The organism is Bacillus paranthracis, from assembly GCF_001883995.1.
GTDB lineage: Bacteria > Bacillota > Bacilli > Bacillales > Bacillaceae_G > Bacillus_A > Bacillus_A paranthracis.
Genome location: NZ_MACE01000004.1, coordinates 1 through 24,277, shown reverse-complemented (window position 1 = coordinate 24,277; position 24,277 = coordinate 1). Strand labels below are relative to the sequence as shown.

The window sequence follows — 24,277 nt, the reverse complement described above, 5'->3', positions numbered from 1 at the left end:
ATTGGAGGAATATAAAATGAACCAATTAAAAGGAATTCACCACGTTACAGCAATTACAAGTAGTGCAGAAAAAAACTATGAGTTTTTCACTCACGTTTTAGGAATGCGTTTAGTTAAAAAAACAGTAAACCAAGATGACATTCAAACATATCATTTATTCTTTGCAGATGATAAAGGTAGTGCAGGAACAGATATGACATTCTTTGACTTCCCAGGTATTCCAAAAGGAGTACACGGTACGAATGAAATTTCAAAAACTTCATTCCGCGTGCCAACTGATGCAGCATTAGAATATTGGGTAAAACGTTTTGACCGTCTGAAAGTGGAACATACAGGAATTAAAGAACAATTCGGTAAGAAAACTCTTTCTTTCGTTGATTTTGATGACCAACATTATCAATTAATCTCAGATGAACTTGATAAAGGAATCGAATCAGGTACACCATGGCAAAAAGGTCCAGTTCCATTAGAATATGCAATTACTGGCTTAGGACCTGTATTTATCCGCATTGCGAACTTTAGTTTCTTCAAAGAAGTGTTAGAAAAAGTTCTATTATTTAAAGAGGTTGCGCAAGAAGGAGAATTCTATTTATTTGAAGTAAACGAAGGCGGAAACGGTGCTTCTGTCATTGTAGAACATAATACAGTTCTTCCAGAAGCACGACAAGGTTTTGGTACAGTGCACCATGCTGCATTCCGCGTAGAAGATCGCGCTGTATTAGAAGAATGGATTGAGAGAATCAGTAGCGTAGGGCTTCCTTCATCTGGTTATGTAGACCGTCACTTCTTCGAGTCATTATACGCAAGAGTTGCACCACAAATCTTATTTGAATTTGCAACAGACGGCCCAGGATTTATGGGAGATGAGCCATACGAAACACTTGGCGAAAAATTATCTTTACCTCCATTCCTAGAGCCAAAACGTGAAGAAATCGAAAAATTAGTTCGTCCAATTGATACAGTAAGAAGCACGAAGGAATTTATTAAAGAGTAAAAGTAGAGATAATAAGTAGGAGAGCAAGTAGTTTTAGCTGATAGCTGGAATTGCTTGCTTTTTTATTTGTTCTATTAAGTTTTCTGACAACTCTTTCTCAAGTTATCTAAAAGGAAAACTTTGGTATAATTAATTAAAATATTTAATTTTCTGATAATTATTTTTCAATACATAGAAAAGAGGTGATACTATACAATTTTGATAATTCTATAAATATCCTAATTTTGTAATTTTGGAGAAAAGGGGATGCGAGTGTATGGGAGCAGATGTAGTAACAAGGGAGCAAATGAAACATTCTTTAGATGATTGGTATCGTGTAATGTTGCAGCAAAATATAGAGAAAGCAACGGAGATGAAGGAAGAGATTGAGAGTGAATTTTCTAATGTAAAAGAGGATGGGGATTTGTGGCTATATTACTCTTTATTAGATTTTAGATATAAAGTGCTGGCGGATGGTTTACAAATTACTAAAAATAGTTTTGATAAAATTGATGAAATTTATAAAACGTCTGAAAATCGTTTGTCATATTACTATTATTTTTTTAAGGCAATGCATGCAACTCTAATATCAAATTACAATGATGCAAGTAGATGTTATGAGAAGGCCAAAACACTAATAAAATATATCCCTGATGAATTAGAATATGGGGAATTCTGTTATCGTCTTTCTGCATTTTTCTACAATACAAGGCAACCAATGAATACAATAAAATATGTAAATAAAGCTAAAGAAATTTTTTCAAAACAAGCAGGACAAGATATGAATATTGCTTTATCTCAGAATCTTTTAGGACTAACTGCCATACAAATAAAGCAATATGAACAAGCAGAAGAGTGTTTAAATTCAGCGATAGATATTCTACAAAAACAGGATAACGCTATATTGCTTTTAAGGGTACGTCATAATTTAGGCTGGCTATACGCAAGTCAAAACCTTTCTGCACTAGCTATTCGACATCTTTCAGAAGTAACAGAGAAATTCCCAGCACATTTCAAAGCGATTTTCCTACAAGCTAGGGAACATTTTAAACTGGGAGAAACAAACATTGCTGAAGAATTAATTGATAGAGGATTAAATATTTGTATGGAGTTAGAAAATGAAGAGTATATACATCATTTTAGTATTTTAAAAGCAGTAAATGGTAATGTTCCTATTAAAGAATTAGAGCAAATTATTCTTAAAGGAATTACTTATTTTGATAAAGAATCTTTATATAGTTACACTCAGGAATATGTTGAAAAACTTGCAATAAAGTTTCGTGAGGATGCTAATTACATGAAAGCAAGTGATTATTTTTACAAAGCATTACAGGCAAAAGAGAAGAAGATAGAGAGAGGAGCATTAAAATAATGTTTAAAAAAATTGGTATGGCTGTAACTGGTATAGTGTTAGTTGGTATTGTATCTGTCGGTTTAAATAGTTCTTTTGTACAACAAGCGGAGCACGGTGATGTTCCAGCACCAGCAAGACCAGACTATGTTAGTTTTAATAAAGGAGATACTGGTGGGGCACCAGTAAAACCAGACTATGCTAGTTTTAATAGAGGAGACACGGGTGGAGCGCCAGCAAGACCAGACTACGTTAACATAGGTGAAACAGGCGGAGCACCAGCAGATAATAGAGGCGATGGAGGAGCGCCAGCCAACTTCAATAAAGGAGATGGCGGAGCACCAGTAGATAATAGAGGCGATGGCGGCGGAGTAAGCCAACTATAATAACAAAGAAAGGGACTTCAACATGAAGTCCCTTTTTCTATTTTTAGACCATGTAGAGAAAAGAATTGACTTACTTTAAATGTGTAACTATAATAGTTACAAAATAACCATTAGTAATAGAAATGAGTTATATTTTTTTAGTGAAATTGTAACTGTTTTAGTTACAATTAAAAATAATTATAAAACAACCAAATAATGTAAAAACTTTAAATAGCAACAAGAGAAAGGAGACGGGAATGTTGAAACGGTTTAAGTTTTATTTGATTAGCGGTATTGTGCTCGTTTTGCTTATCGTATGTAACTTCGTTGATAAGCCGATTGCGAAGGTTGGAGAAGTGAAAGATACTGTTATGATGAAGCTGCATACGAAAGAGAGTATGGCGCAAATTGACGGGCAGACGATTTATTTTAAGAAAATTGGTGAGGGGAAGCCTCCTTTACTTATGCTGCACGGGTTTGGTGGTTCTTCAGATGGATTTAGTGATATTTATCCGGAACTAGCGCGGGACCACACGATTATTGCAGTGGATATTTTAGGGTTTGGACGTTCTTCTAAGCCAATTGATTTTGAGTATTCGTTTCCTGCGCAAGTGAATTTATATTATAAGTTAATGAAGAAGCTCGGATACGATCAGTTTGCGGTGCTCGGTCATTCAATGGGCGGAGAGATGTCCCTCAATTTAGCGTATTTATATCCGGACGCAGTGACGCATCTCATTTTAGCAGACTCTACAGGAATTGAATCTTTCCAGCAAAAAGAAAGTTATGAAGTGCCGCCGCTATCGACAGACTTACAAACTGTAACAGAGATTACGGATTACAATAAAAATGAAGTGAAAAATAGTCGTGATGATAAAGAGCATTATGATCAGCTGACGAAAATGAGAGAGCGCCGCATTGCGATGGAAGCCGATAAAATTAAGGTGCCAACTTTAATTTTATGGGGACGACACGATAAGAGCGTTTCTTGGAAAAATGGTGAACTGTATCATGGGCTATTTGCGAATAGTACGTTTCATATTATTGAAAAAGGATACCACGCACCGTTTCGTCAGGAACCAATCGAGTTTATGGAATATGTACAAGCGTTCTTCGCGAAGAATCCACAATGATAAAATTTTAAGCATAAATGTACTTCTTTCCTCATACAGTGAAACTAATAAGGCTTGTCTAAGGAAAGGAATGAAGTAGAGTGGAAACTTTACCATGGTGGGTGTATCTTGTAATCGTTGGGATCGTATTAAGTGGCTACATGGTTTTATATACTTCAAAAAAAGAGCAAGAGATGGATAATGAGTTTATTGAAAAAGAAGGCGAAGTGTACATGAAGCGCTTAGCAGAAGAGCGCGAGAAACGTAATCAGGATAGTGATAAAGATTCTGTATTGCTTTAATAGAAATGTTGAAAGGCTATTATCTAGTAGAAGTTTACATCTAGGTGGTAGCCTTTTTCTTTGTTGGGAAGCATGTATACGAAATTCATTATGAACTTTTATTGAGGGCATTTATATATATGTTTCTTCATAAGAATGGAACTAGCGGGGTATTTTACTGGGGGGGATTAACAATGCATAGGGATGAAACTCCATTACATCCGGATACAGGTGTTACATCTGTAATGTTTGTTGAGCGTTCATTAAATGAAATTCGTTTTTGGTCTAGAATCATGAAGGAGCATTCTCTTTTTCTTCGCTTAGGGTTTAGATGCGAGGATACGCAATTAATTGAAGAGGCGAATCAATTTTATCGATTGTTTGAACATATTGAACAAATAGCGCATTCCTACACAAATGAAACAGATCCTGAGCAAATCAAAAGATTTAATGCAGAAGTACAACAAGCCGCAACTAATATTTGGGGGTTTAAACGGAAAATTTTAGGATTGATTCTCACATGTAAATTGCCAGGACAAAATAACTTTCCACTGTTAGTTGACCATACGAGTAGGGAAGCTGATTATTTTAGAAAACGTTTAATGGAATTAAATGAAGGAAAATTAGATGCTCTTCCTGATGCTATTATTAAAGAAAATGTTTTCTTTTTGAGGATTATGGCAGACCATGCTAAATTTATTGGCCATCTTCTTGATCCATCGGAAAGAAAGCTTGTAGATACAGCGCGAAATTTTAGCAATGATTTTGATGCATTAATGTATCAAGCAATTGACTTAGAATCAATGAAACCACAATCCCAAACTGTCCCTCTTCTAGATCAATTTTTAGATCAAAATCGTGTGTCGGTTGCATCTCTTCGGGACTTTAAGAAAACAGCACGTGATTTAATTGAGCAATGTAAAATAAAGAGTATCATCCACCCATTATTGGCAGACCATGTCTTCCGTGAAGCTGATAGATTTCTTGAAATCATTGATATGTATGATGTTCATCTTACAAATATTCAATCACAACCTAGATATTAGAAGGTAAGGAAAGATATTATTTTCCCTTAAGTTGAGAAGTTAACAATTTATTGTTAGCTTCTTTTTTCGCGTAGAAATGTTTCTTTAAAAACTACATAAATCCCTTTGACCAAATATGTAATTCTTTGTAAAATGATATATATGGAAAGATTGTGAATATACAGGAAATCTATTCGTAGTAGATTCTAATAAATTATTCGGGGAAAATTTATTAATTAAGTATATTAACTTTTTCACACTAAATTTTACAACTAAAGGGGTAGTAGTAATCATGAAGGCAAAGAAATTAGTAAGTTTAGCATTACCAGTTATGTTATTGAGCGGTTGTATTACAATTGAAACGGATGGTAAGAAAGCTGATGAACCAAAGAAAGAAGAAACACAAAAGGTAGAGAAAGAGAATAAGGCTTCTGAGAAAGAGAGTAAGTCAACTGATAGCAAGAAAGAAGATAGCTTATCTGTAGCGAAAGGTGAAGGTACAAGCAGTAGTTCATCAAGTAGTCAACAAAGTTCCTCTTCTAATTCTTCAACTGGTAAGGTAACTGGTTCTGATGTTGAAAGGTATAAGGCAGATATCATAAACAGTGCTACTCAAATTGAAGATACAATGAAATTAATTGAAGGAATAGCAGATTCAGACGTAAAATCATACAAACAAAAGAAAAGTGAAGTACAACTAAGTTTAGGTGGAGCAAAGGCAACAACGAAGAAACTGAAGAATTTACAAGCGCCTCCTGAGTTACAGGGAGAACAGGCGAAGATAAAGCAATCGATGGAACTGTATGCGGATTGTTTTCAACTTCTCTTTGATGCATTAGATCAAGAAGACGAGAGTAAAATGCATCAAGCAGTAAGTAAAGCACAAGAAGGTTCAAAACTGTTTGAAGAAGCAGCGAAGAGCATCGGTAGTAAAACCAACTAAGAATAAATGATTTAAAGGGGTATGAGGTATGAAAGTGAAGAAACTAATAGCTGCTGCAGTTCCAGTTGCTTTATTATTAAGTGGTTGTGTTACAGTAAAAGATTCGGCAAGTAAAGAAGAAAAGACAGAAGAAACAAGTAAATCTAAGGCTTCTGAAACGAAAGAAAAATCAACGAATGCGAAAGAAGGAAGTAAAGATGTTCAAAAGGTTCGCGTTTTGGATGAAGATTATGCACAATATTTATTAGACATTGAACAGGATATGTTAAGACGATTTGATTACTATGATGCTTCTGTAAGGGATTTGAGAAACGGAAGTAAATCAAAAGCTGAGGTATTAGATAGTATTAAAGACATCTATAAAGTATTTGATAAAATAGAGAAGATTTCCGCACCGCCAAAACATAAAGAAGATCAAAAAGAGATTGAAAGAGCGACGGATAAACTAAGAGAAACATTCGGTGAGATAGAGAAGTTATTCAAAGATAAAGGATTCAGCATAGAGACTGATAAAGAAATCTTAAATAAAGCAAATACAAAACTAGAGGAAGCAAAACGTATTTGGAAGCCTACGTTCGATAAGTTAAGATCCGAAACAAAAGGTGATACAGTCACAGAAAAATCTACTAGTACAACAAGTAATTCTACACAGGCAAACTCAACTACTGGTAGTCAGGCTCAAACAGATAAAAGCCAAGCAAAAACTGGGGTATTTGTAGGTACAGTTGGTACAAGTGAAGAGTTAGGAATTAATTATGAGAACATGCAGAAGAACATTAAAGATGGTACTGAGATTATTGGTAATTGGGGTATTGATTACGGTAGTGGCATAAAAACTACGTTAGTACTAAAAGGTGATAAGACATTTGAGTCCTATGCGGATGGTTCTTATCCGAATAAAGATAACTACTTAACAGGAACATATGCGGTAGATGTTCCATCATTCCAATTATCGTTAAAGGTAACAAAAGCAGTTAAAGACGGTCAAGAAGTAAAGCTAACAAATGATAGTATGATGTATAAATTACAAAACTATGATGGAAACACATTACAAATTTATCATATGGACGATAACGTTCGTATTCGGTATGCAAAACAATAAATAATCGGCAAAAAACTCTGTAATGAATTTTACAGGGTTTTTTGCTCGTTCTAATTTCATTATCTTTCTTGATGGTATCGATACTAGTATAAGTTGGGAAATGAATAAAATGATTTTCTTTCTGGAGAATGATAAGAAGGGGAATCAGGATAGTGATAAGGATTCGTTTTTATTATAATTATGGGAGCGTGGATAACATGTCGTTATCCACTTTTTTATTTTTTGAAATATATCAACGATTTTTCAAATATATCGAACACAACTTGAAATATATCAACGATTTTTTCGATTTATCGACGATTCGACATAAGATATCGACTTACCGACACGAAACGACAATGTTAAGAAGCACGATTATTGTTCGGGAAATTATTATAGAAGAAAAATATATGAAACCTACATCGCATAGCATATGAAATAGCACCATTATAAGCTGTAACGCACAAGTTGCACAGGCTACGCAACGACAACTCGCTTTACTCTACATCATGTATTTGTCCATACTAGATGTAGAGAGGTGATAAACACAGTATGATTTTTAGTGAACGCTTAGAAGAAGAACGAGAAAAACGAAATTGGTCGCAAAGTGATTTGGCTGAAAAAATTCATGTAAGTAGGCAGTCTGTTTCGAAATGGGAGACGGGAAAGAACTATCCGAGCATTGAAATTATTATTCATTTAAGCGATTTGTTCGGTATTACGATTGATGAACTGCTAAGGAGCGATGAAGAGTTGACGCAAAAAGTAATTGAAGATAGTAAGCAATTGGCGTATCCAAAATGGAAGGTGTTTTTTGATAGTTTATTTATGGTCGGGGTATTTTTGTTTCTTACAAAAATCGTTGTATGGACATTAAATAAGTTTGCAGGAACGAGCATTACAATTTTAGCGGACGCACCATATGTAATGAGTTTTTTACCTTTCATATTAATGGTTATAGGTGGCACTGCTTCTAATAAGTTGAAGAATATGTATAGGTAAAAAAAGATTTGAAAGAAATCCCCTACACTAGCTGTTCTTTTTACTTAAATTGTGTACTATAAAGGATAGGACGACATAAAGAAGGGGACATATAGAATGGAATTTCATGAACAAAAGATTTTGCCGGCAGTGAGGCAAATTAAAGATTTGGAAAAGCTATTACATAGTTCGTATGAGTATATCGTTATTTTAGATATTCATGTCGGTCAATTGAAGAGTGTTATATCGCTTGCGAAGCAATATTGTAAGAAGGTATTTTTACATGTGGATTTAATTCATGGCTTGCAGAGTGATGGGCATGCGACGGAGTATTTATGTCAGGAGTTTAGACCGTACGGGTTACTTTCAACAAAGGCGAGCGTCATTATGAAGGCGAAGCAAAAAGGTGTTGTGGCAATTCAGCGTATCTTTTTAATCGATTCGAGTGCAATGGAGAAAAGTTGCAATCTTTTAGAAAAGACGAAGCCGGATTATATAGAGGTGCTCCCAGGAGCGTTAACGGATGTGATCGCTGAAGTGAAAGAGCGTACTGGTGTACCGATTTTAGCGGGTGGTTTCATTCGTACTGTTGATGATGTAGAGAGAGCTTTAAATGCTGGTGCGACAGCAATTACGACATCAAAACGTGAACTATGGAAACATTACCAAAAAAAGTGACGAAAATGTGAAATAATTCTGTTGACACCGCTTTCATTAACGGTTAACATTATAGACAAGTTAATAAACGTGACGGAGAAAAGTAGAGATCCACATTTCATTGTTTCTATATAAATTTATATAGAAGCGTGCAAAGCTGTGGGTCTTTTTCTTTTGACAAAAACGAATGGCCATTCATTTTACCTCTATCACATTTGAAAGCGTTTAAATTGATTGTGGAGGGATACTATGTCAGCATTTTTAGGAGAGTTAATAGGGACTGCGTTGTTAATCGTACTTGGTGGCGGCGTTTGTGCTGGTGTAAGTTTAAAGAAGTCGTTTGCGAAAGATTCTGGTTGGATTGTTATTACAATGGGCTGGGGCTTAGCCGTAGCGGTTGCAGCGTACGCGGTTGGATCAATTAGTGGGGCACATTTGAATCCAGCTTTGACGATAGGATTAGCATTTAAGGGAGCGTTCCCATGGAGTGACGTACCTGGTTATATCGCAGCACAAATGATTGGGGCAATTATCGGGGCAGTTATCGTATATTTACATTACTTACCACACTGGAAAGAAACAGAAGATCCAGGAACAAAGTTAGGTGTATTTGCAACAGGTCCAGCAATTCCGAACACATTTGCAAACCTTTTAAGTGAAATGATTGGGACATTCGTTTTAGTATTTGGTATATTAGCAATTGGTGCAAATAAATTTGCAGATGGATTAAATCCATTTATCGTAGGTTTCTTAATTGTAAGTATTGGTTTATCATTAGGTGGAACGACAGGATACGCAATCAACCCAGCACGTGATTTAGGTCCGCGTATCGCGCACTTCTTCCTTCCGATTGCAGGAAAAGGCGGTTCAAACTGGAAATATGCATGGATTCCAGTAGTAGGTCCAATTTTAGGTGGATCACTGGCAGGATTATTCCATCAAGTTGTATTTGAAGGAAAACAAAATGCAGCACTTATTTATGTGATTATTGCAACTGTGATTGTACTAGCAATCTCTTATATGACAAGCAAAAAAAGTGGAAGCAATACAAATAGTAGAAAAGTAGCATAAGGGGGAAACCATTATGAAAAAATATATTCTTTCATTAGACCAAGGAACAACTAGCTCACGCGCAATTCTTTTCAATAAAAAAGGTGAAATTGTTCATTCAGCTCAAAAAGAATTTACACAACATTTTCCAAAGCCAGGCTGGGTAGAGCATAACGCGCAAGAAATTTGGGGATCTATTTTAGCGGTTATCGCAACTTGCTTAAGCGAAGCAGATGTAAAACCAGAACAAATCGCTGGTATCGGTATTACGAACCAACGTGAAACAGCGGTTGTATGGGATAAAACGACTGGTAAACCAATTTATAACGCAATTGTATGGCAATCTCGCCAAACAGCTGAAATTTGTGATGAGTTAAAAGAAAAAGGTTATAGCGAAATGGTTCGCGAAAAAACAGGTCTTTTAATTGACGCATACTTCTCTGGTACGAAAGTAAAATGGATTTTAGATAACGTTGAAGGTGCAAGAGAGAAAGCAGAAAACGGCGATCTATTATTCGGAACAATTGATACGTGGCTTGTATGGAAACTATCTGGTGGTAAAGCGCACGTAACGGATTACTCAAATGCATCACGTACATTAATGTTTAACATTCACGACTTACAGTGGGATGATGAACTTCTAGACATGTTAACAGTACCAAAGAGCATGCTTCCAGAAGTACGTCCATCATCTGAAGTGTATGGAGAAACAATTGACTATCACTTCTTCGGTCAAAATGTACCGATTGCCGGTGTAGCTGGTGATCAACAAGCGGCATTATTTGGACAAGCTTGTTTCGGTGAAGGTATGGCGAAAAATACTTACGGAACTGGTTGCTTCATGCTAATGAACACTGGTGAAAAAGCGGTAGCTTCTGAGCATGGCCTATTAACAACAATTGCATGGGGAATAGATGGTAAAGTAAACTATGCATTAGAAGGAAGTATTTTCGTAGCAGGTTCTGCAATTCAGTGGTTACGTGACGGAATGCGCATGTTTAAAGATGCAAGTGAGAGTGAAGTGTATGCGAATCGCGTTGAATCAACTGACGGTGTATACGTTGTACCAGCATTCGTAGGATTAGGTACACCTTACTGGGATAGTGAAGTACGCGGCGCTATGTTTGGTGTAACACGCGGTACGACGAAAGAGCATTTCATTCGTGCAACACTAGAATCTTTAGCTTACCAAACGAAAGACGTATTATGCGCAATGGAAGCAGATTCAGGTATTGAACTGAAAACATTACGCGTTGATGGCGGAGCAGTTAAAAATAACTTCTTAATGAAGTTCCAAAGTGATATTTTAGATGTTCCTGTAGAGCGTCCAGTGATCAATGAAACAACAGCTTTAGGTGCAGCGTACTTAGCTGGTCTTGCGGTTGGATATTGGAAAAACCAAGATGAAATTAAAGAACAGTGGCATATGGACAAACGCTTTGAACCAACAATGGAAGCGGAAACAAGCGAAGAGCTATATGCTGGATGGAAAAAAGCAATTGAAGCAACAAAAGCTTTCAAATAATCATAAACAGTGTTATAATGGTGACAAGTTAATAATTCGGTAGGAGATTTGGAGAGACCACAACACGCTATAGAGGCGAAATCTATAGCGGAGTTTGTGGTCTCTTTTTTCGTTATCAAAGGGAGGAATTACCATGAAATTTTCAAGTAAACAACGTAAAGACGTATTAAACGGAGTAAATAAACAAGAATTAGATGTGATCGTAATTGGTGGAGGTATTACTGGTTCTGGTATTGCATTAGATGGAGCAACACGCGGATTATCAACAATTGTGTTTGAAATGCAGGACTTTGCAGCAGGTACATCAAGTCGTTCAACGAAGCTTGTACACGGTGGTCTACGTTATTTAAAACAACTTGAAGTGAAAATGGTAGCAGAGGTGGGGAAAGAGCGTGCGATCGTATATGAGAACGGTCCCCATGTAACAACACCAGAGTGGATGTTACTTCCGTTCCATACAGGCGGTACGTTCGGATCATTCAGTACATCAATTGGTCTTCGTGTATACGACTTCTTAGCAGGTGTAAAACGAAGCGAGCGCAGAAAAATGTTTAACCGTGAAGAAACGCTGAAGAAAGAGCCTCTTGTAAAACAAGAAGGATTAAAAGGCGGCGGTTACTACGTAGAATATCGCACTGATGATGCGCGTCTTACAATTGAAGTAATGAAAGAAGCAATTGAGCACGGTGCAAAAGCTGTTAACTACGCAAAAGTAGATAGTTTCTTATATAAAGATGGAAAAGTATGTGGTGTACGTGTAATCGATTTACTAGATGGTGAAGTATACGAAGTTTACGGTAAGAAAATTGTAAACGCAGCTGGTCCTTGGGTAGATACACTTCGTGAAAAAGATAACTCGAAAAAAGGAAAAGTACTTCAGTTATCAAAAGGTGTTCACTTAGTAATTGATCAAAAACGTTTCCCATTAGGGCAAGCAATTTACTTCGATACACCAGATAAACGTATGGTATTCGCGATTCCGCGCGGAGGAAAAACATATGTAGGTACAACAGATACGTTCTATGATAAAGATGCAGCTGTACCACAAATGACAACAGAAGATCGCACATACATCATTAATGCGATTAACTACATGTTCCCAAGCGTAAAAATTACGGAAAAAGACATCGAGTCAAGCTGGGCTGGTGTACGTCCGTTAATTTATGAAGAAGGTAAGAGTGCATCTGAAATTTCTCGTAAAGACGAAATTTGGACTTCTGAATCTGGTTTAATTACAATCGCAGGTGGTAAATTAACAGGATACCGCAAAATGGCTGAAATGGTAGTAGACTACGTAACGAACTTACTACAAAAAGAAGGGCATAGTGCATATCCGAAGAGCACAACGAAACATATGCCAATCTCTGGTGGACATGTAGATGGCTCTAAAGGATTACCAGCATTTATCGCGAAAAAAGCAGGTGAAGGTACGAAATACGGTTTAACAACAGCACAAGCAGAAGAATTCGCGAAATTCTACGGCTCTAACGTTGACGTACTATTTGACCTAGCGAAAAAACATAAAGACGAAGCGAAAGAATACAACATGCCGCTAGACGTTCTAATCCCACTTGTATACGCAATGGATTACGAAATGACAGCAAAACCAGTTGACTTCTTCGTACGCCGCAGAGGCGCTGTATTCTTCAACATCCACTGGGTATACGAGTGGAAAGAAGCAGTAATCAACTACATGGCTGCAAAACTAGGCTGGAGCAAAGAAGAGCAAATGAAATACACAGCAGAACTAGAAAAAGCATTAACAGACGCTGTCATTCCTGTAGATCAACAAGAGCATGCAGCTGCATTAGCGTAAAATAGAGAAACACCTGAAGAGAAACTCTTTAGGTGTTTTTTTATCTTGACTAAAAATAAATAAAATGTGTTACAATGATGGTAGAGTATATAGTATGAATTTTGCATAAAATAAAGAAGACAGAAGCCTGAGAAACTTCTGCCTTTGTAACCTAACTTGCTATTGTGGTGGTAGTAGGTGCGGTTATAAGACAATTACATTAACGTTTTAGCCGAGAACCGCCCTTACCTTTTCCACGAAGCAGGGTGGTTCTCGCTTTTTTGTATACAGAAATTAGCCACGGACCGACGTATCTTCTACCGATGACAACGCCAGCTCCGGTTAGGATACCATACACTAATTTAATGACAAACATCGCGATCATATTATCACCTCCCCCTTTTTTCAAAATGGAAGAGATGATTACCACACCTACTAGTTATAGCTTATTAAGTTACGTATTTATTGTATTATGTTTTAAAATAGGGAACAAGACATATAGATAAAAAGCCCTAGTGTTCAAACTCAAACCCCCACTGAAAGGCTTTATCTCAGTAGGGGTAGTTGACTCCTTGTTAAATAAACATAACTAAAAAAATAAAGATACTGATAACAATATCCAAATGAAATACACGGCAGAACTAGAAAAAGCAATAAATCAACAAGAACAAACAGCTGCGTTATGTATAGAATTTCAAATACTACACTTGTATGAAGAGTGTACTGGTTTTGATAGTATCGATCCATCTTTGTATGGCCATGAAATATTAGATTCTTTAAGTGAGCGTTAGAAAGAAGGAGGACTCGATTAAATCGGTTCTCTTTTTCATTTAGCGATAGGAAACGAAGACGCCCCTCTTATTGCAAACTTAAAGAGCGCCGTGGGAGAAAGACGCTCTTTAGGTGAATGTATTGTAACGACTATTCGGTTTATTATATGTAAGTTGCTGAGGAAGTGTTTTATAAAAAACGTTATTACCCTCTGTATTTTTTTATAAATTTATAAAACTTTTCCATACAGTGCGTCGTCTAATATATGGGAAGGAGGGAAGGCTGTGGATGAATTAACGGTAGAAGCGTTTGAAATAGAAGATAAGGAGGACCTTATCGACGAAATAATGAACAAGTATGGACAAGAAGTCTTACAGCTTGTGTATTCATATGTGAATAATAAAGAGGTTGCGGAGGATTTAACGCAAGATATATTTGTGAAATGTTATAAATCTCTTCATACATATAAAGGGAATTCGAACTTAAAAACATGGCTATGGAGAATTGCAATTAATCATTGTAAGGATTATTTAAAAAGTTGGTATAACAAAAAAGTTATTGTTACAGAAGATGACTTTACGTATATGGAGAGTCAAAAAGAAAGTGTGGAACAAACTGTCATTCAAAATGCGGAGGATCGTGAACTGGCTTCTGCAGTAATGAATTTACCGATCAAATATCGAGAAGTCATTTATCTATTTTATTATGAAGAATTATCAATTAAAGAGATTGCGATTGTAATAGATGTGAAGGAAAACACGATAAAAACGAGGCTGAAAAAAGCGAAGGAGCTTTTGAAGAAAGGATTGGAGGAATAATCAAATGGAAGATCGATTAAAAGGCTTGCGAAAATCAATGGAGAACACAACTTTTAAACATTTGAGTTTTTCTGATCAGCACCAGAAGCGGGTGCGTGAAAAAATCAATCAATCGTCCGAAAAAGAAGAAGATATCCTTTTAGCAGTGTTGCAACTTCTTATGAATGAAAAAACAGGCTATGAATTGATGCAGTTACTACGGGGAAGAGGGATTCAAACATTTGAAGGTAATGAAGGGTCTCTATACACTTTGTTACATCGTCTAGAGCAGAATCGCTTTATCCAATCTAGCTGGGACCACGAAGGAGCTAAATATTATCAATTAAATGATAAAGGAAACAAGATGCTGCGAAAGGCAGAGAAGAATGCTACGAAGGCACGATTTATATTAAAAGGATTAGTACAGGAGTGAGAAAAATTGAACAAAAAAGGGGAGCGTTTTTTAACAGAAGTTACGAACCATATTAAATCAAAAGAAGCGAAGGACTTAGTAGCAACTGAACTGAATTTTCACTTAAAACAGGCAAAGAATATGTGGATGGATAAAGGGTTAAGTGAGGAAGTTGCTGAAGATAAGGCTGTTGAGCAAATGGGGAGTCCGAGTAAACTAGGGCGGGAACTTAATAAACTTCATAAGCCAAAGGTGGATTGGTTCTTAATTGGTTTATTAGTGGCTGCGATGGGGTTAGGGTTTTTGCCGGTTTTGGTTTTTGAATATACGAATGATGTAATGATAAATAAGGTGATATTTGTTATTCTCGGTGTTGTAACAGCGATTGGGATGATGTTACTTGATTATCGGAAATTAGAGAGAATGGGATGGTTGTTTTATGTAATCGGAGTAGTTGTCCTGTTAATACTATACTGTTTTCCAAACGCTTCAATGATTGGAGAACCGTTAATACAAATCGGTCCAATTGCAATTGACTGTCTAATGGCAGTGCCTTTCTTTTTTCTAGCTTGGGCTTCTTTTTTTAATAATAGTAGGTTAAAGATTATACATCTTGTGGTTTTATATTTATTTTCTTTGTACTTATTTTTGATTGTATCCACCCTTTCGTCAATTTTTATCTATATTACGATGGTATTCGTTATGCTTTGGTGGAGTAAGCTAGGAAAGAAAACGTCGTTGATTATTACGGTTGTACCTATTTGTTTATTTATTATTAAGGTATCCGTATCATGGTCTTCAGGATACCACTTAGATAGACTTTTAGGGTATTTAAATCCTGAGAGTGATGCAGGTGGCGCAGGATTTATGTATATACGTTTAAAGGAGGTAATGTCGTCAGCAGGTTGGTTTGGTACATATGGAGATATGAAATTCATCCCTGCTCCGGATACTGATTTTGTATTTGCAAGTTTGACTTACTATTATGGGTATTGGCTTGCGTTAATTCTTGTCTTCGTTCTTTCTCTTTTTGTAGCAAGATTAATAGTCATCTCTTATAAAATAAATGATCGGTACGGTAAATTGCTGCTCGTTGGTGGATTGACTCTTTTTGTATTCCAGTTCATTTATAATGTTGGAATGATACTAGGATTATTGCCGCTTGCTGCTATATCCTTACCTTTTATTAGCTACGGATTAACGCCGACTGTATTTCATGCGCTTATAATGGGGATTGTACTGAGTGTGTATAGGCGTAAAGACATTCCAGCGAGAAAATCAGCTTAAAAAACAAACCACCTAGTCCCTATATTTTTTAGGGTGTAGGTGGTTTTATTTACACACTTAACAAGTTTTTCCGTTCTCAACTTCTCCGCATGAATCTGGAATTTGCTTATCTTTTATTAATAGTAATAAAAGTTCAAAAAACTGTTCGCGTTGTTCTAATGTGAGGTTTTTTAGAATATCGTTTGCGACTTTGTCTTGGAAAGCGAGCGCCTGCTCCATATTGGAATGCGCGCGTTCAGTAAGTTGAATTAATGTAGCTCGGCGATCAGTTGGATCTGGTATACGAACTAGGAGCTTGTCTTGTTCGAGTGCATCGACAAAATCGGTAACTGTACGTGCTTTGACGCCTAATTTAGCAGCTAATTCATTCATTCGAATGGGACCATTTTCAGAAACGGTGGATAGAACGCGTAACCTAGGACCTGTTAGATGATAAGGTGTGTCAAGGGCTGACAATTGAGATTGAAATTCTCTTTGAACATAGTTGGACGATTGCATTAAAATATGGATGATATCTATTGCAGCTGGATTATTTGATTTCATGAATGGGATGACCTCCTCATTATTTTGTAGTTCATTTTTGCACGTTTCATAAATATATTGTATATTATTAGTGAGTATCCTCTCTATATTATAAACAATTAGTGAGTAACCTCATTATATCGCGTACTCATAATGTGTGATAGCGGGATAATTACTATTATAACTGATGCGGGGATCTATAGAAAACGATAATAGAGAGAGGTGGATTTATGTAAGGAATTTCAAATCGTTTCAGCATTTAATAGCAATACCCTTAAAAAATATATAATGGAGGATTGTACATGACTATTGTAGCATTAGTACTTCAATGTTTATTAATTTTTGCATTTTTCTTTTCAAGTGTGAGTAAAATTGCAGGAGCAAAAATGCAAGTAGAGGCTTTCGCTCATTTAGGTTTACCGCAATGGTTTAGAATTGCGACAGGTTGGATTGCTTTAGCAGGCGTGGTTGGACTAATTTTTGGTTTCTGGAATGAGATCGTATTAGTTTTAGCAGCATTATGGATTGCTTGTATTATGTTAGGAGCTGTATTGTCACATATGCGTGTTAAAGATCCAATTGGAAAAATCATGCCAGCAGCCGTGCTTATGATTTTAGCACTAGTTCTTGCGGTCATTCATTTTTCAGCAGTAACAGAACTTCTGTAAAGCGAATTGTAGATTTGATTGAATAGAGGTAGAAACTGAGCACGTACGATAAAAATGATATCCTCATTATAATAAAATAGTGAGGATATTCATTATGTTGATACTCATTTAAATTTGTATAGATTATGGGAAAGAGAAAGGGGGTCTACAAGATGGTAGATCATTCATCACAAAATGCAGATAAATTGCTAGCAGTTTTAGTAGTTACGCTAATATTTTCGGTTATGAACGGTACGATGTTTAATGTAGCTCTTCCTGAAATCGGTAAAGAATTCAACCTTGTCCCTTCAGAGGTTAGTTGGATTATGACGAGTTATATGGTCGTTTATGCTGTTGGTTCCATCGTAATGGGAAAACTGGCGGATAAATATCGGTTAAAGGATTTGTTAACGTATGGACTACTTATTTTCGCTCTAGGTTCCTTGCTTGGTCTACTTGCTACTGAGTATTGGGTTATCATTTTAGGCCGTGTCATTCAGGCAGCGGGAGCTTCTGTTCTTCCTGCGACAGCAATGATTATTCCAGTTAGATACTTTGCGCCAGAGAAAAGGGGGCGTGCGCTTGGAATTTCAGCAGTTGGTTTAGCGCTTGGGAATGCTTTAGGGCCCGTTGCCGCTGGATTAATTACGAGTTTTGGAAGCTGGAGACTCATGTTTGTTCTTTCATTACTACCGCTTCTAACGCTACCTTTCTTTAGAAAGTATTTAGACAATGCAAAAGGGAAGGCAGGTAGTATTGATATTCTTGGCGGAGGTCTATTAGCTGTATCGGTCGCGTTCTTCTTGCTTGCCATTACGCAGATGCAAGTGCTGTTATTCCTTGGAGGATTTGTTATGTTAGCTTTCTTCATTTTGCGAATTAGAAAAGCTACAGAGCCTTTTATTAAACCGACTCTGTTTAAAAATAAGAATTTTTCGATTGGGTTACTCCTTGCCTTTATGACGACAGCGATGAGCTTTAGCATGACATTCATGACGCCGCAATTTCTATCGGCAGTAAATGGATTGACTCCTTCGAATATTGGTTTTGTTTTAGTTCCAGCTGCAATTGCCTCGGCAATTATGGGAAGAAAGGGAGGAAGGGTAGCTGATACTCGGGGCAATTTTGTACTCGTTTTTATTGCATCAGTATTCATATTCCTTGCTTTCTCATTATTATCTACTTTCATTGGGGTCTCGGCTTTTGTCATAGCATTGATTTTAATTTTCGGAAATGTAGGACAGACCTTTATGCAGATTTCAATGTCTAATACAATTTCACAAACACTGTCAAAGGAAGAGACAGGTGTGGGAATGGGATTACTGTCGATGATTAATTTCATATCTGGCGCGATGGCTATGAGTGTAGTAGGGAAATTGCTTGATAAAGGATCGACGTCACTAAAGCTAAATCCTTTTGTTGCAAATGAAGCTGCAAATATGTATAGTAATATCTTCGGCGTGATGTCATTGTTGATCTTACTTGTAGTTGTGCTCTACCGTTTTCAATTTGGTATGGGCGTTTCTACGTTAAATATGACTAGCAAAGGTAGTAAAAACTTATAAAAGAAAATACAAGGAGGGTTTATGTATGAATACTCAAACTGCACCTGTTTCTTCGCAGTCAAAGGAGTTTGACAATGTGAAAAGACTCCCAATTTTAATATCAATGATCATTGGAGCGTTTTTCACCATTTTGAATGAAACATTATTGAACGTTGCTTTTCCACAATTAATGGTTGAGTTGAATGTAACAGCGTCGACTCTTCAATGGCTTTCAACAGGGTACATGCTTGTAGTTGCTGTACTCATTCCAGCTTCTGCTTTATTAGTACAATGGTTTACAACAAGACAAGTATTCATAGGTGCTATGGTAATCTTTACTTTCGGTACACTTGTAAGTGCGATTGCGCCTGGATTTTCTATACTATTAATGGGTCGCTTGTTACAAGCAGCAGGTACGGGATTAATAATGCCCGTATTAATGAATACGATTCTCCTTCTATATCCTCCTGAAAAGAGAGGAGCGGCAATGGGGAGTATTGGGCTTGTAATCATGTTTGCCCCTGCCATTGGGCCGACACTTTCAGGGCTCATTTTGGAAACATTGAATTGGAGATGGCTATTTTATTTCGTTCTTCCATTCGCGATTTTTTCTATTGTTTTTGCATTTATTTATTTGAAAAATGTCTCTGAGCCTACTAAACCAAAGGTGGATGTATTATCTATTCTTTTATCTACAATTGGATTTGGCGGAATTGTTTATGGATTTAGTAGCTCAGGTGAAGGTTGGGGTAGTTTCCAAGTATATGGCATAATCCTAATTGGTCTTGTAGCAATTCTATTCTTCGTATTGCGTCAATTGAAATTGAAAGAGCCATTACTAGACCTTAGTGCATTTAAGTATCCGATGTTTACGCTCACGACAATTTTATTGACGATCATGATGATGACGATGTTCTCGACAATGACGTTATTACCATTTCTATTCCAAGGTGCTTTAGGCTTAACTGTCTATGCAACCGGTCTTATCATGCTTCCAGGTAGCCTGTTGAATGGTCTGCTTTCTCCAGTTTCAGGGAAGCTTTTTGATAAATTTGGTCCAAGAGCGCTTATTATTCCTGGTACGTTATTATTAGCAGGTGTGATGTGGTTCTTTACACAAGTAACGGCAGATACGTCTAAAATAACTTTCATCCTATTACACGTCACTATGATGATATCTATTTCAATGATTATGATGCCGGCGCAAACGAACGGTTTGAACCAACTTCCGAAGCGATTTTATCCTCACGGAACAGCTATTTTGAATACTCTATCGCAAGTAGCGGGTGCGGTAGGAGTTGCGTTCTTTATTAGTGTTATGACTTCCGGACAAAAGAAATATTTGGATGCATCTTCAAATCCAACTGACCCAGCTCAATTGACAGAAGCAATGGTTTCAGGCGTGCATAACGCATTTACGATTGGCTTTGGTTTGGCACTACTTGCAGTCGTTGTAGCTTTATTTATAAAACGTTCGCAGACCTCAGAAAGTTAAGGGTCGAAGTAAAGAGGGTATGCCGAGGGCAACCCTCTTTATTATTTTGTTCCTACATATTAATTTGATTTTGGTTCCTTCTTATTAAAATAGTATTTGTCGGATAGCCCACCTTTTTAAATTTATAATGGAGCAGCTCTACTTAGCGATAAAGCTTCATTTTATGTTTAAATAAGTGAACTCGCTTTAATAGAAGTACATAATTCAGAACGAGAAATGGATTCAGCTAATTGTTGTAAATAAGCATGTTCTGTCGTATTTTTTTCAGAAGTGTTAGGATCCAATAAAGGTGAAGAAAGAAGTATATCAATCGTAAGTATGTCTGCATCATGAGAAATGATGTTATAACCTGCAAATACAGGTCGTTTTAAGTCTTTTACTTTTTGAATCATTTGATGGAATTTCGTAACACTTATATTGATTTGTGCGAATGGAAAGCATTTTTGGGTAGGATTCTCGATGGTCTTTCTAATTTTATAATCGTATACATAGTAGTACTTTTCTTGCTGCTCAAGTGTTTGCAACTCTTTCGTTAATAAGTGGTATTTGTCTGTAAGTCCAGTTGTAAGTGCATCGTGTTCTTCGTCAACTAATAATGTGAAAGGTCTTGGTTATGAGATTGAAAGGGTGCGGACGTTTAGATCAGTAAAAGTGGGATTAGATTGTAAAATGGTATGTAATTTCTCGGTAGGAAACTCACCGTCATAAATAGCAATAAAATAATGGTTCATCTTTTCGCTCCTTAACTTTTTTCTAAACTGATATATTCTACTTTAAAGGTGTAAGTCCTGCATAAAAAAGAAAACACCTTGATTGTTATCAAGGTGTTGTAATAAGCTCAAAACTCTCCGAATCAGCCTCAACAATAAAAGGACTAACCTCGCCAACGCTATAAAGTTGCAATTCGTGCATCGCGCGCGTACAAGCAGTGTAGAATAATCTACGAACGCTCTCATCGCTGTATACATCTTTAGAAGCATTGTAAATAATAACAGCATCAAATTCGATACCTTTCGCTAAGTAAGCTGGGATCACGACGATGCCTTGCTCATACTCAGCTGAGTTACTCTTCACGAGTTTAATATTCTCGATATGAATAAGTGCCTCATAGGCCGCGGCGCTTTCAGCTGCAGATTTACATATAATTGCGATCGTGTTGTGATTTTGTTTTTGTAATTCAGCAACTTTGGCAGTAATACGTTCGTGCAGTTCGCTCTCATTCGCTACTTTCGTCACTGTAGGTTTCTCACCGTCACGTTCAAAGGCGTGAATGTTCTTCCCTTCCGGTACGAGAGCACGTGTAAATTCAATAATTGGTTTTGTTGAGCGATAACTACGAGTTAAGTTAATGCCGTTTGTTTCATCCGGTCCGTATAAGCTAGTGAGCGTATTGAAATTCACTGTTTCACTTGCATGGGCAAATATCGCTTGGTTAAAGTCTCCGAGTACAGTCATTCTTGCAGCAGGGAAGAGACGTTTTAAAAACTCGAACTGAAATGGTGAATAATCTTGCGCTTCGTCTACGAGTACGTGTTTAATTGATCGGTTCGTTTGGAAGCCTTCAATTAACTCTTTCAAAAGTAAAAATGGAGTTGCATCCTCGTAATATAGCTTTCCTTCATCAAGCATGTTTACTGTTAATGAGCAAATGTCATCCCATTCTTTCGGCTTTTCTCCCGTAACCCATGATGTATCTGTGAAGAGCTGTTTATATATGCCTGTGAAATTGATAAAGCGCAATGTTTGAACACCTTTGCGAAGTGGTTTCAATTTTTTACGGACAATCATACGTCCAAGTACTTTCGCTTCTTTCTCAAAATCGTTAAAGGAGTTGTCGTCAAACTCCCCTTTTTTCTGTAAATATTTATAAGCCTTTTGATATTCATCTTTACTCAGTAGTTCAATTTCTTCTTCTACCCAAGGCTTTTTCAGTTCTGCTTTTTCAAGTGCATCTATTTGCTTATTTAGCCAATCCGTTAACTTCTCAATACGGCTATGGAAGCGGAGGGAGGAGTCGGTATTGTAAAATTGCTCTGTAATTTCTTTCGCAGAAACAATTAGCTTTCCTCTAAATTTCATTCCTCTAAATAGCATGCCTGAAGATTCAAGAGATTGTCTGTACGCTCGAATCATCTCGAAAAATTGAGTAGATGCTTTAAATTGAATGCTCGCATTTCTCGTTTTATAGGTAGGGCTATTTGTTTCAGTTAGCATATATTCTAATTGCTCGTATGGATCTTCCACGTCAAATGACTTACTTAGTCTATGGTTTAAATATTCTTGGAATGTCACTTGCTGCATATTTTCTTCGCCGAGTTCAGGTAGTACGTTAGAAACGTAGCTATTGAACATAGAGTTAGGGGAGAAGAGAATAATTTGATCCGCTTTTAGCCATTCGCGATATTTATATAGTAAGTAGGCGATTCGTTGCAGCGCAGCTGATGTTTTACCGCTACCAGCAGCTCCTTGCACGATAAGGAGTCGGCCTTCATCGTGACGAATAATTTCATTTTGCTCGCGCTGAATCGTAGCGACGATACTTTGCATATGTTTGTTCGTACCTTTTCCGAGCGCTTGTTGCAAGATTTCATCGCCAATTGTAAGGCTCGTATCGAACATAGAATCAATCTCGCCATTTTGAATAATGTATTGTAATTTTTTCTCCACGTTACCGTGAATTACGCCACCTGGTGTACTGTATTCAGCCGGTCCTGGTGGATAATCGTAGTACACACTTGAAATGGGTGCGCGCCAGTCATATATAAGAAAATTTTCTCCGCTTGCATCAGTAAGCGTGGCTACACCGATATAAATTTGCTCCGCAGCAGATTCTCCTTCTTCTTTAAAATCAATTCGTCCAAAATAAGGTGATTTATGCATGCGTTTTAGTGCGGCAAGTCGATTAAAGGTGTGCTTATGAGTAATTTGTGTAACAGCTAGTGACTGAGCTTGTTGTCTTAAGTTGATAACTGTTTCAAGATAATCATCAAAAGTATCAGTATTCACTTTCACGTCATCCCAGAAATGTTTACGAATATTGATTACTTCTGCCCGGCGTCTACCAGTTTCGTTTTCCAGCTTATCAATTTGTTTCGCAATCGTTTCGATTACGGTATCCAATCGTTTTTGCTCTAAATCAAGTTTTTTGTTCATACGGTAGCACTCCTTTAAAAGTGAAAAATAGAGGTTGACTGAAGATGTGTTTTGGTGTACAATTAAGATACGGATAAATACGTTCTTTGTATTTCTGAAAACGTGTTTCTGTACTAATTTAACATAGTTTTTGAATTTAATCAATGATAATAAGATAAACCTTGGTTCCATGATACGTGGATCAAGGTTTTTTTGTGTTTATAGAGGGAGTCACGCTTGTTGTCGTTTTTTGTCGGTAAGTCGATATATTTTGAAAATCGCTGATATATTTGGAATTGCGCCGATATATCTCGAAAATCGCCGATATAATTGGAGTTGTGGTCGATATATTTAAAAAATCGCCGATATAATTTATTCAGAGGACCAACTATATAATTTCATTTACCGAAATCGGACATAGTTACCGGGAGAAGAGGGCATATAAAAAAGCTTGGGCCGAATGAAGTGAACCCTGAAAACGGGACACCAATCAAAACACCTAAACCACTTGTTCCCTAAATTCTTTAGGGG

General features: G+C 36.8%; 23 protein-coding genes and 1 pseudogene. 20 read left to right on the top strand and 4 right to left on the bottom strand.

Going from position 1 to position 24,277, the window contains the following annotated elements; all coding sequences use genetic code 11:
* Positions 1–16: 16 nt before the first annotated feature.
* The 13 genes from BAQ46_RS00165 (at position 17) to glpD (ending at position 13,160) form a co-directional block, all read left to right on the top strand.
* The gene (locus tag BAQ46_RS00165) at positions 17–994 is read left to right on the top strand and encodes a ring-cleaving dioxygenase (protein WP_061131470.1); all 978 of its coding nucleotides are present in this window, start codon (positions 17–19) and stop codon (positions 992–994) included.
* Positions 995–1,250: 256 nt separating this feature from the next.
* Complete coding sequence (locus BAQ46_RS00160; protein ID WP_071741428.1) at positions 1,251–2,345, top strand: response regulator aspartate phosphatase; 1,095 nt, start codon at positions 1,251–1,253, stop codon at positions 2,343–2,345.
* Entirely contained in the window at positions 2,345–2,710 is a 366-nt protein-coding gene (locus tag BAQ46_RS00155; RefSeq protein ID WP_061185158.1) for a Phr family secreted Rap phosphatase inhibitor, read from the top strand. The genes BAQ46_RS00160 and BAQ46_RS00155 overlap by 1 nt, the downstream gene beginning before the upstream one ends.
* Positions 2,711–2,949: 239 nt before the next feature.
* Entirely contained in the window at positions 2,950–3,822 is an 873-nt protein-coding gene (locus BAQ46_RS00150; RefSeq protein WP_116777215.1) for an alpha/beta fold hydrolase, read from the top strand.
* Positions 3,823–3,902: 80 nt separating this feature from the next.
* The gene (locus tag BAQ46_RS00145) at positions 3,903–4,103 is read left to right on the top strand and encodes a sporulation YhaL family protein (protein WP_000449227.1); all 201 of its coding nucleotides are present in this window, start codon (positions 3,903–3,905) and stop codon (positions 4,101–4,103) included.
* A 173-nt stretch (positions 4,104–4,276) separates the two neighbouring features.
* Positions 4,277–5,128: a DUF2935 domain-containing protein gene (locus BAQ46_RS00140; RefSeq protein WP_000554476.1), complete on the top strand. Its 852-nt coding sequence runs from the start codon at positions 4,277–4,279 to the stop codon at positions 5,126–5,128.
* Between the two features lie 271 nt (positions 5,129–5,399).
* The gene (locus BAQ46_RS00135; RefSeq protein WP_062921986.1) at positions 5,400–6,050 is read left to right on the top strand and encodes a DUF7018 domain-containing (lipo)protein; all 651 of its coding nucleotides are present in this window, start codon (positions 5,400–5,402) and stop codon (positions 6,048–6,050) included.
* A gap of 28 nt (positions 6,051–6,078) precedes the next feature.
* The gene (locus BAQ46_RS00130; protein ID WP_071741426.1) at positions 6,079–7,152 is read left to right on the top strand and encodes a DUF3994 domain-containing protein; all 1,074 of its coding nucleotides are present in this window, start codon (positions 6,079–6,081) and stop codon (positions 7,150–7,152) included.
* A gap of 531 nt (positions 7,153–7,683) precedes the next feature.
* The gene (locus tag BAQ46_RS00120) at positions 7,684–8,133 is read left to right on the top strand and encodes a helix-turn-helix domain-containing protein (RefSeq protein ID WP_071741424.1); all 450 of its coding nucleotides are present in this window, start codon (positions 7,684–7,686) and stop codon (positions 8,131–8,133) included.
* Positions 8,134–8,229: 96 nt separating this feature from the next.
* A complete protein-coding gene (gene glpP / locus BAQ46_RS00115) occupies positions 8,230–8,790 on the top strand; it encodes a glycerol uptake operon antiterminator GlpP (protein WP_000394287.1) in 561 nt (186 codons plus the stop codon).
* Between the two features lie 228 nt (positions 8,791–9,018).
* On the top strand, positions 9,019–9,840 hold the full coding sequence (glpF, locus tag BAQ46_RS00110; protein ID WP_001272193.1) for a glycerol uptake facilitator protein GlpF: 822 nt from the start codon (positions 9,019–9,021) through the stop codon (positions 9,838–9,840).
* 13 nt (positions 9,841–9,853) lie between these two features.
* Positions 9,854–11,344 carry a glycerol kinase GlpK gene (gene glpK / locus BAQ46_RS00105; protein ID WP_000759991.1) on the top strand — a complete coding sequence of 497 codons (1,491 nt, stop codon included), beginning with the start codon at positions 9,854–9,856 and terminating at the stop codon, positions 11,342–11,344.
* Positions 11,345–11,477: 133 nt separating this feature from the next.
* Positions 11,478–13,160, top strand: coding sequence for an aerobic glycerol-3-phosphate dehydrogenase (gene glpD / locus BAQ46_RS00100; RefSeq protein WP_000672813.1), 1,683 nt, complete (start codon positions 11,478–11,480; stop codon positions 13,158–13,160).
* A 199-nt stretch (positions 13,161–13,359) separates the two neighbouring features.
* Here glpD and BAQ46_RS30490 read toward each other — a convergent pair whose 3' ends face one another.
* Entirely contained in the window at positions 13,360–13,524 is a 165-nt protein-coding gene (locus tag BAQ46_RS30490; RefSeq protein ID WP_000561154.1) for a hypothetical protein, read from the bottom strand.
* Positions 13,525–13,762: 238 nt separating this feature from the next.
* Here BAQ46_RS30490 and BAQ46_RS30485 point away from each other — a divergent pair, with 238 nt between their 5' ends.
* The 4 genes from BAQ46_RS30485 to BAQ46_RS00080 all read left to right on the top strand — a co-directional run bounded on the left by BAQ46_RS30485 (position 13,763) and on the right by BAQ46_RS00080 (position 16,406).
* Entirely contained in the window at positions 13,763–13,930 is a 168-nt protein-coding gene (locus tag BAQ46_RS30485; RefSeq protein ID WP_000877814.1) for a hypothetical protein, read from the top strand.
* A 264-nt stretch (positions 13,931–14,194) separates the two neighbouring features.
* Positions 14,195–14,728, top strand: a complete 534-nt coding sequence (locus tag BAQ46_RS00090; protein WP_071741423.1) for a sigma-70 family RNA polymerase sigma factor — start codon at positions 14,195–14,197, stop codon at positions 14,726–14,728.
* Between the two features lie 4 nt (positions 14,729–14,732).
* A complete protein-coding gene (locus tag BAQ46_RS00085) occupies positions 14,733–15,140 on the top strand; it encodes a PadR family transcriptional regulator (RefSeq protein WP_000390165.1) in 408 nt (135 codons plus the stop codon).
* Positions 15,141–15,146: 6 nt separating this feature from the next.
* A complete protein-coding gene (locus tag BAQ46_RS00080; protein ID WP_071741422.1) occupies positions 15,147–16,406 on the top strand; it encodes an FtsW/RodA/SpoVE family cell cycle protein in 1,260 nt (419 codons plus the stop codon).
* Positions 16,407–16,463: 57 nt separating this feature from the next.
* Here the strand turns inward: BAQ46_RS00080 and BAQ46_RS00075 are convergent, their stop codons facing one another.
* Entirely contained in the window at positions 16,464–16,949 is a 486-nt protein-coding gene (locus BAQ46_RS00075) for a MarR family winged helix-turn-helix transcriptional regulator (protein ID WP_000841456.1), read from the bottom strand.
* Between the two features lie 281 nt (positions 16,950–17,230).
* Here BAQ46_RS00075 and BAQ46_RS00070 point away from each other — a divergent pair, with 281 nt between their 5' ends.
* The 3 genes from BAQ46_RS00070 (at position 17,231) to BAQ46_RS00060 (ending at position 20,614) form a co-directional block, all read left to right on the top strand.
* Entirely contained in the window at positions 17,231–17,596 is a 366-nt protein-coding gene (locus tag BAQ46_RS00070) for a DoxX family protein (protein WP_000156910.1), read from the top strand.
* A gap of 152 nt (positions 17,597–17,748) precedes the next feature.
* Complete coding sequence (locus BAQ46_RS00065) at positions 17,749–19,140, top strand: MFS transporter (protein WP_071741421.1); 1,392 nt, start codon at positions 17,749–17,751, stop codon at positions 19,138–19,140.
* Between the two features lie 25 nt (positions 19,141–19,165).
* Entirely contained in the window at positions 19,166–20,614 is a 1,449-nt protein-coding gene (locus tag BAQ46_RS00060; protein WP_001097156.1) for an MDR family MFS transporter, read from the top strand.
* 167 nt (positions 20,615–20,781) lie between these two features.
* Here the strand turns inward: BAQ46_RS00060 and BAQ46_RS00055 are convergent.
* Positions 20,782–21,345, bottom strand: a pseudogene (locus tag BAQ46_RS00055) (hypothetical protein).
* Positions 21,346–21,433: 88 nt separating this feature from the next.
* Positions 21,434–23,767, bottom strand: a complete 2,334-nt coding sequence (gene helD / locus BAQ46_RS00050; protein ID WP_071741420.1) for an RNA polymerase recycling motor HelD — start codon at positions 23,765–23,767, stop codon at positions 21,434–21,436.
* Between the last annotated feature and the right edge of the window lie 510 nt (positions 23,768–24,277).